Source organism: Pseudomonas izuensis (assembly GCF_002356535.2).
Classification (GTDB): Bacteria; Pseudomonadota; Gammaproteobacteria; order Pseudomonadales; family Pseudomonadaceae; genus Aquipseudomonas; species Aquipseudomonas izuensis.
This window is the reverse complement of the sequence record NZ_AP017423.2, coordinates 3181392-3195621: the sequence shown is the minus strand read 5'-3', so window position 1 is coordinate 3195621 and position 14230 is coordinate 3181392. Positions and strand designations below refer to the sequence as shown.

The 14230-nt window shown below is 62.9% G+C and carries 11 protein-coding genes; 3 read left to right on the top strand and 8 right to left on the bottom strand.

Annotated elements, in window-relative coordinates; all coding sequences use genetic code 11:
- Positions 1-39 precede the first annotated feature (39 nt).
- Entirely contained in the window at positions 40-1182 is a 1143-nt protein-coding gene (locus LAB08_RS14295) for an acyl-CoA dehydrogenase family protein (protein WP_096511579.1), read from the top strand.
- A complete protein-coding gene (locus LAB08_RS14290; protein WP_096511580.1) occupies positions 1179-2300 on the top strand; it encodes an acyl-CoA dehydrogenase family protein in 1122 nt (373 codons plus the stop codon). The genes LAB08_RS14295 and LAB08_RS14290 overlap by 4 nt, the downstream gene beginning before the upstream one ends.
- A gap of 212 nt (positions 2301-2512) precedes the next feature.
- On the opposite strand, the gene LAB08_RS14285 is transcribed toward LAB08_RS14290, so the two are convergent.
- The 8 genes from LAB08_RS14285 to LAB08_RS14250 all read right to left on the bottom strand — a co-directional run bounded on the left by LAB08_RS14285 (position 2513) and on the right by LAB08_RS14250 (position 13242).
- Positions 2513-3865, bottom strand: coding sequence for a DUF1329 domain-containing protein (locus LAB08_RS14285; protein ID WP_436799361.1), 1353 nt, complete (start codon positions 3863-3865; stop codon positions 2513-2515).
- A gap of 242 nt (positions 3866-4107) precedes the next feature.
- Positions 4108-4563 (bottom strand): MaoC family dehydratase, encoded by a 456-nt coding sequence (locus LAB08_RS14280; protein WP_096511582.1) that lies wholly within the window; start codon positions 4561-4563, stop codon positions 4108-4110.
- Positions 4564-4599: 36 nt separating this feature from the next.
- Positions 4600-5739: an acyl-CoA dehydrogenase family protein gene (locus LAB08_RS14275; RefSeq protein WP_096511583.1), complete on the bottom strand. Its 1140-nt coding sequence runs from the start codon at positions 5737-5739 to the stop codon at positions 4600-4602.
- Between the two features lie 15 nt (positions 5740-5754).
- The gene (locus LAB08_RS14270; RefSeq protein ID WP_096511584.1) at positions 5755-6951 is read right to left on the bottom strand and encodes an acyl-CoA dehydrogenase family protein; all 1197 of its coding nucleotides are present in this window, start codon (positions 6949-6951) and stop codon (positions 5755-5757) included.
- 13 nt (positions 6952-6964) lie between these two features.
- Positions 6965-8152: a lipid-transfer protein gene (locus LAB08_RS14265; RefSeq protein WP_096511585.1), complete on the bottom strand. Its 1188-nt coding sequence runs from the start codon at positions 8150-8152 to the stop codon at positions 6965-6967.
- Positions 8153-8388: 236 nt separating this feature from the next.
- Complete coding sequence (locus LAB08_RS14260) at positions 8389-9189, bottom strand: enoyl-CoA hydratase/isomerase family protein (protein WP_096515393.1); 801 nt, start codon at positions 9187-9189, stop codon at positions 8389-8391.
- A gap of 81 nt (positions 9190-9270) precedes the next feature.
- A complete protein-coding gene (locus LAB08_RS14255; protein ID WP_096511586.1) occupies positions 9271-10416 on the bottom strand; it encodes an acyl-CoA dehydrogenase family protein in 1146 nt (381 codons plus the stop codon).
- A 114-nt stretch (positions 10417-10530) separates the two neighbouring features.
- Positions 10531-13242, bottom strand: coding sequence for a winged helix-turn-helix domain-containing protein (locus tag LAB08_RS14250; protein WP_096511587.1), 2712 nt, complete (start codon positions 13240-13242; stop codon positions 10531-10533).
- 164 nt (positions 13243-13406) lie between these two features.
- Here LAB08_RS14250 and LAB08_RS14245 point away from each other — a divergent pair, with 164 nt between their 5' ends.
- Positions 13407-14180 carry an enoyl-CoA hydratase/isomerase family protein gene (locus LAB08_RS14245; protein ID WP_096511588.1) on the top strand — a complete coding sequence of 258 codons (774 nt, stop codon included), beginning with the start codon at positions 13407-13409 and terminating at the stop codon, positions 14178-14180.
- Positions 14181-14230 lie beyond the last annotated feature (50 nt).

Here is a 14230-nt window from a genome sequence, read left to right as displayed (position 1 = left end):
AATCAACCACCCTACCCCTTTCCACACGAGCAAAAAGCCATGCAGGCACTCGATATTCGTCCCTGTCACCTGGACGCCGACGCACAGGCTTTACGCGCCGAAGTGCGTGAGTTTGTCGCCCAGACACTGAAGGACTACCCGGCCCACGAACGCGCCAAAAACTGGAACGGCGCCGATCCCGCGTTCAGCCGCAAACTGGGCGAGCGTGGCTGGCTGGGCATGACCTGGCCCAAGCGCTATGGCGGACACGAACGCAGTGCCCTGGAGCGCTATGTGGTGCTCGAAGAGCTGTTGGCCGCCGGCGCACCGGTCAATGCCCACTGGATCGCCGAGCGTCAGTCTGGCCCGCTGTTGATGAAGTTTTCCCCCGACGTGCTGGCGCCCAGGCTGTTGCCTGCCATTGCCCGTGGCGAGCTGTTGTTCTGCATTGGCATGAGTGAACCGAACGTGGGTTCCGACCTGGCGTCGGTGCAGACCCGGGCCGTGAAGACCGAGGGCGGCTGGATCGTCAACGGCAGCAAGGTCTGGACCACCGGCGCCCATCGCAGCCACTACATGGTCGCGCTGCTGCGCACCGGACCGAAGGACGACAAGAATCGGCACGCAGGCCTGTCGCAACTGTTGATCGACCTGCAGGCCACCGGCGTCACGGTCCGCCCGATCTACAACATGCTTGGCGAGCACGACTTCAATGAAGTGTTTCTCGATAACGTGTTTGTGCCGGACGATTTTGTCATCGGCCAGCCAGGCGACGGCTGGAAGCAAGTCGGCGCTGAACTGGCGCTGGAGCGCAGCGGCCCGGAACGTTATCTGAGCTGCACGCAGTTGTACCTGGAAATGCTCGACGCCGCCGACCCGCAGAACAGTCGCCACGCGGTCAGCCTGGGCCGCGTCGCAGCGCGCTATGCGGCGCTGCGACAAATGTCGCTGGGTGTCGCCGGCATGCTCGCTCGCGGTGACAACCCTGCGACGCCGGCGGCTCTGGTGAAAGACCAAGGGGCCCTGCTGGAACAGTCGCTGCCCGACCTTGCCCACGACCTGTTTGGCGGTGAACGCCAACCCGGCTCCCGACTCGACCAGGTGATGCGTTACCTGACCCAGACCGCCCCGTCGTTTTCCCTGCGTGGCGGCACCCGCGAAATTCTTCGCGGCATCATTGCCAGAGGATTAGGACTGCGATGAACCAGGCACTCAATTATCAAGCGGTGGACGACAGCGCCCCCTCGGAACTGCAATCGATGATTGCCGACAGCGTCGAGCGCCTGTTCGCCGAACAGATCACCCCGCAGGTACTGGCACGTTTCGACGCCGGGCACGGGGCAACGGCGTTGTGGCAACAGGTGGCCGATCTCGGCCTGCCCGGCGCCCTGATGCCTGAGGAAGCAGGTGGCAGCGCGGCCAGTTGGCTGGACGTCAGCCCGGTATTGCGCGCCATTGGTTATTGGAACGCGCCACTGGCCTTGAGCGAAACCATGCTCGCCTCGCTGCTGCTGTCCCGGGCGGGCCTGCATGTTCCGCAAGGTCCGATCACGCTGATTCAGACCGGTCACCTGGGCGACCTGCGATTGACCGACGACGGCTACCTGAACGGTCGCGCATTCAACGTGCCCTGGGCACGCAGCTGCCGTTGGGCAGCGGTGGCCGATGCTGCCGGACAGGTGGCGCTGGTCGATCTTTGTCAGGCACCGGTCAGTGTGGAAACCGGCAGCAATTTCGCTGGCGAGGAGCGGGACACCCTGCACTTCACTCGTGCTCCCGCTCAGGCGGTCGGTTCACTGCAAGTGGCGGATGTGGAGGAGCCTGTGTGGCTGTTCGGTGCGTTGATGCGTGCCTGCATGTTGGTCGGCGCGCTGGAGTCGAGTCTGGACAAGGCCGTCGTTTACGCCAATGAACGTGCACAGTTCGGCAAGGCCATCGGCAAGTTCCAGGCGATCCAGCAGCAACTTGCGCAAATGGCCGGTGCCATCGGCGCCGCACGCATGGCCACGCAAGTCGCGTTGCGCAGTGCCTGCGAGGCGTTGCAGGCCGAGTCTGGCAGCCGAAGCAGTGTGTCGTTCGATGTAGCCGTCGCGAAAGTCTGCGCCGGCGAAGCTGCGACCCTGGCGACATCCGTTGCCCATCAGGTTCACGGTGCGATCGGCTTCACCCACGAGCACACCCTGCACTTCACGACCCGTCGCTTGTGGTCCTGGCGCGACGAATTCGGCAGCGATGCACAGTGGGCCGAAATCCTCGGCCAGGCAGCGATTGCGGCGGGTGGCGCAGGATTCTGGGCTGGATTGACGCAGCGCAACCTCTGACAATACGGTCACTGTAGGCGCTGGCTTGCCAGCGCCTACAGGGTCCGCGTGTATTTATCGGGCATGTGCGCAGTTCATTTGTAGGAGCTGGCTTGCCAGCGAAAGCGGAGCATCAGGCAACATTGATGTCGACCCTGCCGCCGTCTTCGCTGCGGTGCGGCGATCCGACAAGCCAGCTCCCACAGGTCGGTTCCGTTTCGCGCGCAGCGGTGTCAGCGTACGCCGGCACCCGCCAGGCTATCGGACGTCCAGCCGTTGTCGGGACTCAACTTGTCCATGACCTGCACGCCGCCTTTGCCAGGCCAGACGTTGATGTAGTACGTGCCGGCGATGAGGTCGTAGTGGCCGCCCGGTGAGTTGTTGATCGCGCCGACGTCATACATGGCGGTCATGTAGCTGAAGCCGGGGCGCCACAGTTGGCCACGGCCGTCGTATTGATCCACCGCCAGCGCAGTCCAGCTGTCTTCGTCGATATAGAAGGTACGCTTGGAATACACGTGGCGCTGGCCTTCCTTGAGCGTCGCCTCCACGACCCACACGCGGTGACGTTCCCAGCGAACCAGGTCGGGGTTGATGAACTTCGGCCCGAACACGTTCTGTGGATCTTCGGCATAGGTGAAGCGGTAGGTGTTGTAGGGAACGTACATTTCCTTCTTGCCGACCAGCTTCCAGTCGAAACGGTCCAGCTTGCCGTTGAACAGGTAGATGTCATCGACCGTGGACATACCGGAGGTACTGGCGTTCGGCGTGTCGTAGGCCAGGTCTGGCGCCAGGCGCACGCGACGTTGGCCAGGCAGGTACTGGAACGCGCGACGGCCCTTTTCGGTATCGATGCTGTCGAAGGTCATCACGGCCTCGCCGGCGCGGCGTGCCGGGCCTGTGTAGTTGGCGCGCGCGCGGGTGATGATGGTCGGCGCCTCAGCCTTGGTGGTGTCGTAGTACGGCATTTCGTAAACCCAGCGACCCTCGGTCGAGGTCACGAGCTTGCCCGCTGCATCCACGTTGTATGCGCCATATTTGGGGGCGATGTAGGCCACACCCTGGTAGCGGGTCAAGTGATTGAACATCACCTCGATGCCACGCTTGGGAATCGGGAATGGCACACCTGCACGGGCGTTCTGCAGGAACTGGTCGCTATTGGTCAACTGCGCCTGGGTGGCATTTTTCAGGGTGTTGTCCAGCACCGATTGCGGATAACCCACGGTCCGATGGGTCGGATACACGTCGATGCGAAACCCCGGGCGGGTCTTGATCAGTGCCTTGGCGCCTTCGGTGAGTTTGTCCGCATATTGATCAACGTTCGAGGCGTCGATGGAGAATTGCGGCTTTTCGCTGGCGAACGGATCGGGCCGGATGCCCTTGGCCTTGTCGAAACCCGGTGGCGGGGTATGTAGCCCGCCGGTGTAGGCCGGGATGGAGCCGTCGGCGTTACCGGCCATTTCGGCACCCACCGGTGTCAATGTCGTGCCCAGTTGCCTGGCTTCCTGCTCTGTCACTGCTGCATGGAGCACGCCTGCGTGTGCGGCCAGCAGGCCGACCGCGATCAGGGTTCTTGTCAGTTTAATCATGTCTCCAACCTCCAGGATGTGGTTTGAGCGTCTTCTAAAGCGCGCCCTGCCCTTCAAGAAACGGCGAAATCGGGTCCCGTCCGGGTAGTGTTTTTTTAACCAACCCACCCCTCCTTTCGCCCCCCCCTTATTGGCGCGGCAAGGGAGGGGCAGCCCGTCATCCGGTTGAAAACGCAAACGCCACGCGGCATCGGGATGCGCGTGGCGTTTGGTAAAGCGGTCTTGCTGGCGGTCTCAGCTCAGGCGAATACCCGAAGAATGGTTTCCGCCACGCAGGCCGGTTTGGCGGCGCCGTCGATTTCCACGGTCATTTCATAGGTGATCTGGGCGCCATTGCCCTCCAGCGGTTCAAAGGACTGCACCTTGAAATGCCCGCGCAGGCGACTGTCCACCGGCACCGGTTGCACGAAGCGCACTTTGTTCATGCCGTAGTTCACGCCCATCTTCACATTGCGCAGTTCGAAGGCGTTGGTCATGAAGGTCGGTAACAGGCTCAGGGTCAGAAAACCATGGGCAATCGGCTTACCGAACGGCCCTTTGGCGGCGCGTTCGGGATCGGTGTGAATCCACTGGTGGTCACCGGTGGCTTCGGCAAAGGTGTTGATGCGCTGCTGGTCGATGGTCACCCAGTCGCTGGTGCCCACGACTTCGCCGACCAGGCCTTGCAGTTCGGCCAGGGTTTCGTAGCTTTTCATTGTTGTTGTGCTCTCGATGGTCTGTTTAACGGCAGATCAGGCGCGAAGCCCGACCTGCAATGCGGCTGCGCAGGCGGCCTCGTGGCTGTCGCTGCTACCCAACAATAAGTCGGCGACGATGGCCCGCTTGTAGTAGTGCCCTACCAGGTATTCCTCGGTCATGCCGATACCGCCGTGCAGCTGGATGCCCTGGCCGCAGACGGATTTCGCCGCGCGGCAGATCAGCATCTTGCAGCCCGAAACGGTCTTGTCGCGGGTGGTTTCGTCATCGTTGGCCATCGATGCCAGGGCCACGTGCAGGCTCGAACGCGCCAGTTCCAGCTCCGCCGCCATGTCGGCCATGCGGTGCTGCAAGGCCTGGAACGAGCCGATGGGCACGCCGAATTGCTGGCGCACCTTGAGGTAGTCGGCCGTGACTTCGAGGGTCTTCTCCATGCTGCCGATCAGCTCCGCACACAGGGCGACAATGCCGTTGGCCAGGCCTTGGCGCAGTGCGGACAAGCCCTGCCCTGCTTCACCCAGCAAGGCATCGAAGCCGACTTCGACGCCATCGAAGTGCAATGCCTGCACCCAGGTGCCGTCGTGCAGGGGCAGTGCCTGGCAGGTCAGGCCCGGACGATCCGCATCGACCAGCAGCAGGCTGATACCGGGTGTTTGCGGTATCTGCGCAGAGACGATGAACGCTGTGGCACCGACAGCACCAAGCACCAGGCTCTTGCACCCAGTCAGGCGAAAGCCCTCATTTTGACGCTCGGCCTGTAGCGTGACCGGCAACGGCATGCCCCGTGAACCCGCTTCGCTATACGCCAGCGCGATCCGACAGGTGCCATCGGCCAGTTGCGGCAGCAGCCGCTCTTTTTGCGCCTCGGTACCTGCCGCCAGCAGGGTCTGGGCCGCCAGCACGCCACAGCCGGTAAAAGGCTCCAGCACCAGAGCGCGACCCAGTTCCCGGGCGATGATCACCGTATCCACCAGCGATCCGCCGAGCCCGCCATAGGCTTCCGGCAACGCGGCCATCAGCCAGCCGTTGGCGGCAAAGAGGCCCCAGTTGTCCGTGCTACCGTTCTTGCCCGCCTTGAGCAGCGCGTTACGCGCCTCGAAACTGTAGGCCTTGTCCACATAACGTCGCAGGCTGTCCTGCAACAGTTGTTGTTCCGAAGTGAATTCGAAATCCATACCGGTTTCCTGCTATCAGAGTTGGAACAGCATCTTGGCGATAATGCCGCGCTGCACTTCGCTGGTGCCGCCGTAAATGGTCGACGCCCGGCGCAGGAACATGTCGTGGCTGATGCCTCGCGCAAGTGCTTGCTGCGGGAACGGTTGCTGCGGATCGGCCTCATGGGGATGCGGATAGGCGATCGCGCCGTAATCGCCCAGCGCCTCGATCTGCGCCTCGGTGATGCGTTGCTGAAACTCGGTGGCGCGGATCTTGAGCATCGAGCCCAGGGTGTGCGACGCCGGATTGTGCTGCTGTTCCAGGCGCGCGACCCGCTGCACGAGCATTTCGATGGCTTGCAGCTCGGCGTCCAGACGCGCCAGCTTCAGGGCGAATTCCGCTCGCTCGTAGAGCGGCTGGTCGTCCACCCGCAACGTTGAGCCGATCAATCGCAGCTCGCGCATATAGCGCTTGAGCTCAGGCAGATCGGCGGTGGTCGCATGTTCGTTATTGAGCAGGAACTTGGTGATGGTCCAGCCCTGCCCTTCGACGCCGATCAGGTTGCCGACCGGCACCCGTACGTTGTCGAAGAAGGTTTCATTGAGATGATGGGCATCGTCGATGCTGCGGATCGGCCGTACGGTAATGCCCGGCGTGCGCATGTCCACCAGCAGGAAGCTGATCCCCGCCTGTTTTTTCACGTCCGGGTTGGTGCGTACCAGCATGAAGATCCAGTCGGCGTGGTGGGCATAGCTGGTCCAGGTTTTCTGGCCGTTGATCACATAGACATCGCCATCGCGCTCGGCGCGGGTGCGCAGCGACGCCAGGTCCGAGCCGGCACCGGGTTCAGAAAAGCCCTGGCACCACATGCGCTCTCCGCTGAACACCGCAGGCAGGTGCTCGGCCTTTTGCTCAGGCGTGGCAAACGCATTGAGCACCGGGCCGAGCAGCTTGTGTACGAAGCCATCCAGGGTGGGCGTGCCGGCAGCGCTGCATTCGTCATCGAATACCAGGATCTGCGGCACCGACCAGCCAGTACCGCCCTGTTCTTTGGACCAGTACGGTGCGCCCCAACCGCGTTCGGTAAGCAGCTTTTGCCAGCGCACGATCTGCTCCCGGGGCGAGCGTGCACAGCGCTGTTGCCCTTTCAGATCGGCCGGAACCTGGTCGCGAAGGAACCGGCGCACGTCCTCGCGGAAGGCTTCGAGGCTGGCATCAGGTTGAAAATCCATGGTGTATCCCCTGTCAGTCTTTGCGGTACAGCGTGACGACACAGGCGCCACCGATACCGACGTTGTGTTGCAGGGCGATGCGCGCGCCTTCTACCTGGCGCTGTTCGGCGCGGCCGCGCAGTTGCAGGACCAGCTCAGTGCATTGCGCCAGGCCCGTGGCGCCGATCGGATGCCCCTTGGACAGCAGGCCGCCGGACGGGTTGACCACGTACTGGCCGCCATAGGTGTTATCGCCGTCGTCGACGAACTTCTGTGCCCCGCCTTCCGGGCACAGGCCCAGGGATTCGTAGGTCAACAGCTCATTCTGGGCGAAGCAGTCATGCAGTTCGACGACGTGCACGTCCTCGGCGCCGATACCGGCCATTTCATAGGCCTTCTTCGCAGCCGCGCGGGACATCGAGTAACCGGCAACGTCACGCATGTCGCCCGACTTGAAGGTTTCCGCACCATCGGTGGTCAGGGCCTGACCGGCAATCGACACGCCGCGATCCAGGCCATGCTTTCTGGCGTAGGCCTCGCTGCACAACACCACCGCCGCTGCGCCGCAGGTTGGCGGGCAGGCCATCAGACGCGTCATGACGCCCGGCCACATCACCTGATCGGCCATGACTTCTTCGGTGGTGACGACTTTGCGGAACACGGCTTTTGGATTGTTCGCGGCGTGACGGCTGGCCTTGGCGCGAATCTTGGCGAAGGTTTCCAGTGGTGTGCCGAAGCGATTCATGTGCTCCACCCCGGCGCTGCCGAAGATACGCAGCGCCGCCGGAATCTGTGCGGCACCGGGAATCGCTTCGTCGCATTGATCGAGGAACAGCTCCAGCGGGCTCGGACGGTCCGGGAAGGCACTGGGGATGGCCCCCGGAACCATCTGCTCGAAACCGAACGCCAGGACGATGTCGACCATACCGCTGGCGATGGCCTGGTTGGCCAGGAACAGTGCCGTTGAGCCGCTGGCGCAGTTGTTGTTGACGTTGATCACCGGGATGCCGGTCATGCCGACGTTGTACAGCACACGCTGGCCGCTGGTGGAATCACCAAAGATGTAACTGGCAAACGCCTGCTGGACCGACTCGTAACCGACGCCGGCATCCGCCAGGGCCAGCCGCACGGCCTGCTCGCCCATGACCGCATAGGTCTCGCTCTGGCCAGGTTTGACGAAGGGGATCATACCTACACCCGCGACGACGACTTTCTGCATCATGTCTTACTCCTCAATATTGGATATCCTGCCGGTTCGTTGTAATGCGTGTACATACGTCAGGCATTGGAAAACATACAAACCTGTAGGAGCCGGCTTGCTGGCGAAGGCGGCAGTCCAGTTAACAATGCAGTGCCTGATGCATCGCTATCGCCAGCAAGCCGGCTCCTACAGGGGTAAGCCTGTAGTCTCAAGGATAGGCAGGCCCGAAGGCCGGCTGCCCCTCCCTCTTTGGGGCTTCATGGCTGTGGCAACACCGCGCCCGGGTAGGGCAACCCTTCCTTGCCGAGAAAGCGGCGCACGGCTTCGGCATGGTATCGACTGGCCCCGCACAATGACTGGGCGCTGGCTTCGAACTGGGTCATCGCGTGGCGGTCGGTCTCGAACGAGCGGTTGAGCAGGGTCTTGGCCAATCCTAACGCATCGGACGGCGCGTCATCGAACTGCCGGGCGAACTGTAAGGCGCTCTCCACCAGTTGTTCCTGGGGGATGACGGCTTGAGCCAGACCCAGCGCCAACGCCTGTTGCGCATCGATCGGCCGTGCACAAAACACCAGCTCCTTGGCCTTGGCCAGCCCCACCACCCTTGGCAAGACGTAAAGCATCGACAGGTCCGGCACCAGCCCCAGGCTCAGGAAAGTCGGCAACAGCCGTACCCGTGGCGTGACGAACATGAAATCGGCGGCCAGGGCCAGCGAGAAGCCTGCCCCCACGGCCGCGCCATCGACCGCCGCGATCACCGGTTTTGGCAGGTCCACCAGACTGCCGAACCACTCCTGAAAACCCAGCACCAGTTTGCGCCCGGCAAACACAGCGTCCTCGCCCTCCTCCAGGCTGCCCAGGTCGAAACCGGAACAGAACGCTCCGCCGGCACCGGTCAGGACGATGGAGCGCACCGAACGATCGTCCTTCGCTGCCTTCAGGGCTGCCGGCAAGGCTTCGTTAATGGCGGCCTCGAAGGCATTTTTTTTCTGTGGCCGGTTCAAGGTGATCAGCGCGGTCTTGCCAATCTTTTCATACAGCACTGCACTGTCAGTCACACTCAATTCCTCCTGATGCCGCATCGGCCAGGTCATGCCTGGCCGTGCCTGAAGTTGTCCGCAAAGGTCAACGCTGCCCGGTTACAGGTTGCGAGCGATGATCACTTTCTGGATGTGGCTGGTGCCCTCGTAGATCTTGGTCACCCGCACATCACGGCAGTAGCGCTCCACCGGGAAATCGCTGAGGTAGCCGTAGCCGCCATGGATTTGCAGCGCTTCGGAGCAGACCTTCTCGGCCATTTCGCTGGCGAACAGCTTGGCGATGGACGCTTCCTTGGCGCAGGGCACGCCGGCGTAATGCAGGCGAGCGGCGTGCAGCATGTAGTTCTGGGCGACTTCGAACTGGGTGGCCATGTCGGCCAGATCGAACGCCACGCCTTGCAGCTTGATGATCGGCGCGCCGTAGGCTTCACGTTCGTTGGCATACTTCACCGCCGCTTCCAGCGCGGCACGGGCGGCGCCCACGGCCACGGCGGCGATGCCGATCCGGCCTTCGGACAGGGTGGCCATCAGGCGTTTGTAGGCCGTACCTTCCTCCGCCAGCAGGTTGTGCGCCGGCACCCGGCAGTTATCCAGTTGAATGGCCGCCACGTGCGCCGAGCGCTGGCCCATCTTGCTTTCAACCCGCGCCACGATATAGCCGGGCTCCCGCGGGTCGATGATGAACATGCTCGGGCCCTTGCGGCCTTCCGGAGTATCGGTGGTCGCGGCAATGGCAAAGGCGACGCCCGCCTCGCTGCCGTTGGAGATGAACTGTTTGCTGCCGTTGAGAACGTAATGGTCGCCGTCGCGGCGCGCCGTGGTGCGGAACGCGGCGGTGTCGGAACCGGCCTGGGGCTCGGTCAGCAAGCCGGCGGCAATCAGCTCGCCGGAAATCATCCCGGCCAGGTACTGCTGCCTTTGCCCCTCGGTGCCGAAGCGATGCAGCATGTCGGTCATGCCGTTGTGGACATGCAGGATGGTGGCGAAGCCGGCATCCGCTGCGGCGAATTCCTCGATGCACAGGCAGTATTCAGGAAAGGACATGCCCGAACCGCCGGCCTCCTCGGGAATCTGCATGCCCAGGAAGCCGAGCTCGGCCACCGCCTTGAGTTCCGCGTGCGGCCAGGCGCCCGTGCGGTCGCGCTCGGCCGCCGTGGCAGCCACGACTTCTTGCGCCACTTTGCGGGCGGCGTCGCGGATCATGATTTCCTGCTCGCTCAGGAATGCTGCTGATGTATCGCTCATGGTCTTCCTCTTGAACCGGGTCGGGTAGTCGATGCTGACCTGAGCATGGGGGTTGGCCAGCGACGCATGCGCCTCCCGTCTCGGGAGGGTGCACGGGGCGCCGCGCGCATCCGGTTACTTGAGCATGCCCTGCTGGCGAGCCAGGGAGATCGCCGCATAGCGGCTTGACACCCCCAACTTGGCGAGGATGTTTTTCACATTCCATTTCACCGTGCCAAAGGTGATGTTCAGCGTCAGGGCAATGCGTTTATTCGACATGGCCTGGGCGATCAGGCCGAGGATCTCCAGCTCTCGCGGCGTCAGGCTGGCCCGTGGCCCGTCCGACATGCTCCTGGGGGCAACCGCCGCTGGCGTGGGCTCCTCGTGGGGTGATTCGCGGTTGAGCAATGTCTTCAGGTAATCCGCGGTCGAACTGTCCAGGGCGATTTCGTCCTGCCCTTGAGCCAGCAACGCGAGCACCGCCGGGCCTTCATCAAGCAGCGTACGGACCAATCCCATCCTGGCACCCGCCTCCAGGGCCTGTTGCAGGTATGCCCGCGCCTGGTCCGGCTGATCGAGCATGTGGTGAGCCAGGGCACCGAGCAAGCGAAGACGAACCAGTGTGCGTCCCTTTGCCGACTGCTCGATGTAGGCGGCAATGGACTGCAGATGTTCCAGGGCCTGGACCGGCTCGCGCCCGGCCAGTGCCAGTCGCACTCGGGACATCGCCGCCAGGCAACCGATGGCCTCCCGTGCTTCGGCGTGCGGACGTTGCTCGGCTTCCAGGGCCGTCAATCGCGTCATCAGTTCAGTGGCGCGGCGATTTTCCCCGTGCTGTATCAGCACGCGGACTTGCTCGGCCAGCATCATGGCCAGCAGCCGGTCCAGGCCCAGTACATGAAAGTGCGCGCCCTGCGCCTCGAGGAAATGCAAGGCAGCCTGGGCTGACTCGCGCTGCAAGGTAATGCGTGCGCGGCAGATCGAAGCCCGCCCCATCACTTCGGGCAGGGATGAACGCAGAATCCCGCTGCGGTTGGCCAGCACCCGCAACGCGTCGTCGAGCTGATTCAGTTCGTAGTAAGCATCGCAGAGCGTGGCGGCGCACAGATTGGCTGCAACCGAGTCGCGTCCATAGGTGTGTTCGGCACGCTCGGTAACGCGGGTCCCGATGTTTTGTGCCTGCCGGGCATTGCCCTCCCTGAGACGGGTCAGCGCCCGGGTGCTTTCAAAGACCATGGCCATGTCGTTGTCGCAGTCTTGAAGGTCGATCGGATGCCGCTCCTGGAGTCGGCGCGCATCATCCGCACGCCCCACCGACAGATAGGCGGTGGCCAGCCCCGACAGGCTGATGTAGCGCAACGAACGGTTTTCCAGGGGTGTCTGGAGGGTCGGTTCCAGCAGGCCGATGACCCGATGGGGCTGATCCAGTGTCAGGGCAATGGCGGCGTCGGCCAGCACCAGTTTCGAGGAGATCGCCGGGTTGCGTGAGGCCTCGCTGCGGCGGATCTGCTCCAGCCAGCGCTGGGCCTTTTCCGGGCGGGCGGTAAAGGCATAGGTCAGGCAACCCATGATGAACAGTTGCGGATGGGCGAACAGAATATCCTGGGGCAAGCGTTCGAGCAGGTGCAGCATCGGACTGATATAGGCCATGCTCCAGGTGCTGGACGCCGCCTGTTCCATGGCCTTGACGGCGTAATCACGGTCACCGCCCAGATTGGCGTGGCGCACCGCTTCCACCAGATAGTCATGTTCGGCGAACCACTGGCTGGCGTGTCGATGCAGCGCCTGCACCACCGCCTCGCCACGGGCCGTCAGGCGCTGGGTGAGAAATTCGCCGAACAGCGGATGGAAACGGTACCAGGGCGAGCTGTCTTCCGATTCGATGCGATGGATCAACAAATTCTCGTCCTCTGCCCGCTTGATCATGTCTTGCGCATGGGGGCAGCCGGTGACGAACTCGCCAACGTCGGCATTGAAACGCCGCAGTATCGAGACCTTTTCCATGAACTCCAGCAACTCCGGCGGCAGGCACGCCACCACGTCCTCGGTCAAGTAAGCCGAAAGGTCCGCCGAGTTACGCAGGATCGAACGCAGTTGCGTGCGCCGGGTCGGACGCACCCGCAACATGGTGGCGATGGGTTGCAAGCTCGCGGGCCAGCCATTGGTCAAGTCATGGATCAGGCGTTCTTCGTCGGCGGTGAGTGGCAGGACACTGAGGTTTTGCTTGAAGAAGTCCCGGGTTTCATCGACATCGAACGGCAATTCGGCGGTATCGATCTCGGCCACATGACCCTGCATGCGCAAACGCCCCAGACTCAGCGGCGGCGTGTTGCGCGAGGCAAGGGTGATGTGCAGGTTGGACGGGCAATGATCCAGTAATTTCTGCATCAGCCGGTGGGCGATCGGCGAGTCGACATGATGGAAGTCGTCAAGCAGCAGGTGCATTTCTGTTTCGAGGTCTTGTGCGGCGTGGGTGATCAGGGCGATCAAGGCATTGATCGATTGTTCGCTGCCGTCACTGTTGAGCCAATCCTGTTCGATCGCGATACCCAGGCGCTGCAAGGCTGCCAGCAGGTAGGACAGAAAGCTGGCGAACTGGCGGTCGTCAAGGCTGAACGAAACCCAGGCCACGTCCAGCCCGGCTTTCATCAATTCCAGACGCCATTGGGCGAGCAAGATCGTTTTACCGAACCCGGCGCCCCCGGTAATCAGGGTGGCACTGCAAAGTTGCGACTCGCGCAAACGACCCAGCAGGTAGGCACGGGGGATGTGCCGGGCGTTCAGACGCGGTGGCGAGAACTTGGTGGCGACCAACAGATCGCCGGCGTTGATGACATTTGTCTGCATGATTGACTCTCCGCCCTTGGCTTATTGCCTGGATGTGACGCCCATCCTGCAACAGGCGAAGCGGTCGGCGCCCCGTCCGCAAGGGGGGGGGTGAGGGTCTGAGTGACTCGCGTAATTTCCAGTCCAGACAGAAACGTCAATTGCATTGAGATCGAGGATTGGAGATGAGCGAGTCCGTTTCTTTTGACATCAAGGGCCAGGTGGGCTGGATCACCCTGACCCGTCCGAAAGCCATGAACGCCCTTAACCGTGAAATGCTGGAGGCCATGACCGCCCGCTTGCATGCCTGGGAAAACGACGATCAAGTCCGCGTGGTAGCCCTGACCGCCACTGGCCCGGCCTTCTGTGCCGGCGCCGACCTCAAGGCCGGCGGCACGCCGCAACCCGGCGAGAAGGATCTGCTGGACACCATCGTTACCTTTTTCGATGCGCTGCGTGCGTTTCCCAAACCGGTGATCGCCGCGGTCAATGGCCTGGCCCTGGCCGGTGGCCTGGAAACCGTGCTGTGCTGCGACCTGGTGATTGCCGCGCAAAGTGCGCGTTTCGGCGATGCCCACTCCAACTTCGGCGTGTTTCCCGGCGGTGGTGGCGCAGCGGTATTGCCACGCAAGATCCCGGAGAACATCGCCAAGTACATGCTGTTCACCGGTGACGCCCTGCCCGCCCAGGACATGAAGAACTACGGGCTGGTCAGCGAAGTGGTCGCCGATGGTGAACTGGTCGGGCGCGTGCAGGCATTGGGCGACAAGCTGGCCGGGAAAAGCCCGCTGGTGCTGCGCAAGATGAAGAAAGTGGCCGACGAAGCCGGTGACAAGTCCCGCGCCGATGCCCTGTGCCAGGAACTGTTGGCACTGCGCGATCACCAGCGCTCCTACGACATGGCCGAGGGCGTGCGCGCCTTCGCCGAAAAGCGCAAACCGGATTTCAAGGGTTACTGATTCGCAACTTCGAAACCTGTGGGAGCGAGCCTGCTCGCGAAGAGGCCGGT

Excerpts from the sequence above, each read along its gene's own strand:
- LAB08_RS14255 (WP_096511586.1), bottom strand. The coding sequence starts at position 10,416 with ATGAGCGATACATCAGCAGCATTCCTGAGCGAGCAGGAAATCATGATC.
- LAB08_RS14265 (WP_096511585.1), bottom strand. The coding sequence starts at position 8,152 with ATGATGCAGAAAGTCGTCGTCGCGGGTGTAGGTATGATCCCCTTCGTC.
- LAB08_RS14270 (WP_096511584.1), bottom strand. The coding sequence starts at position 6,951 with ATGGATTTTCAACCTGATGCCAGCCTCGAAGCCTTCCGCGAGGACGTG.
- LAB08_RS14290 (WP_096511580.1), top strand. The coding sequence starts at position 1,179 with ATGAACCAGGCACTCAATTATCAAGCGGTGGACGACAGCGCCCCCTCG.
- LAB08_RS14295 (WP_096511579.1), top strand. The coding sequence starts at position 40 with ATGCAGGCACTCGATATTCGTCCCTGTCACCTGGACGCCGACGCACAG.
- LAB08_RS14275 (WP_096511583.1), bottom strand. The coding sequence starts at position 5,739 with ATGGATTTCGAATTCACTTCGGAACAACAACTGTTGCAGGACAGCCTG.
- LAB08_RS14245 (WP_096511588.1), top strand. The coding sequence starts at position 13,407 with ATGAGCGAGTCCGTTTCTTTTGACATCAAGGGCCAGGTGGGCTGGATC.
- LAB08_RS14250 (WP_096511587.1), bottom strand. The coding sequence starts at position 13,242 with ATGCAGACAAATGTCATCAACGCCGGCGATCTGTTGGTCGCCACCAAG.
- LAB08_RS14280 (WP_096511582.1), bottom strand. The coding sequence starts at position 4,563 with ATGAAAAGCTACGAAACCCTGGCCGAACTGCAAGGCCTGGTCGGCGAA.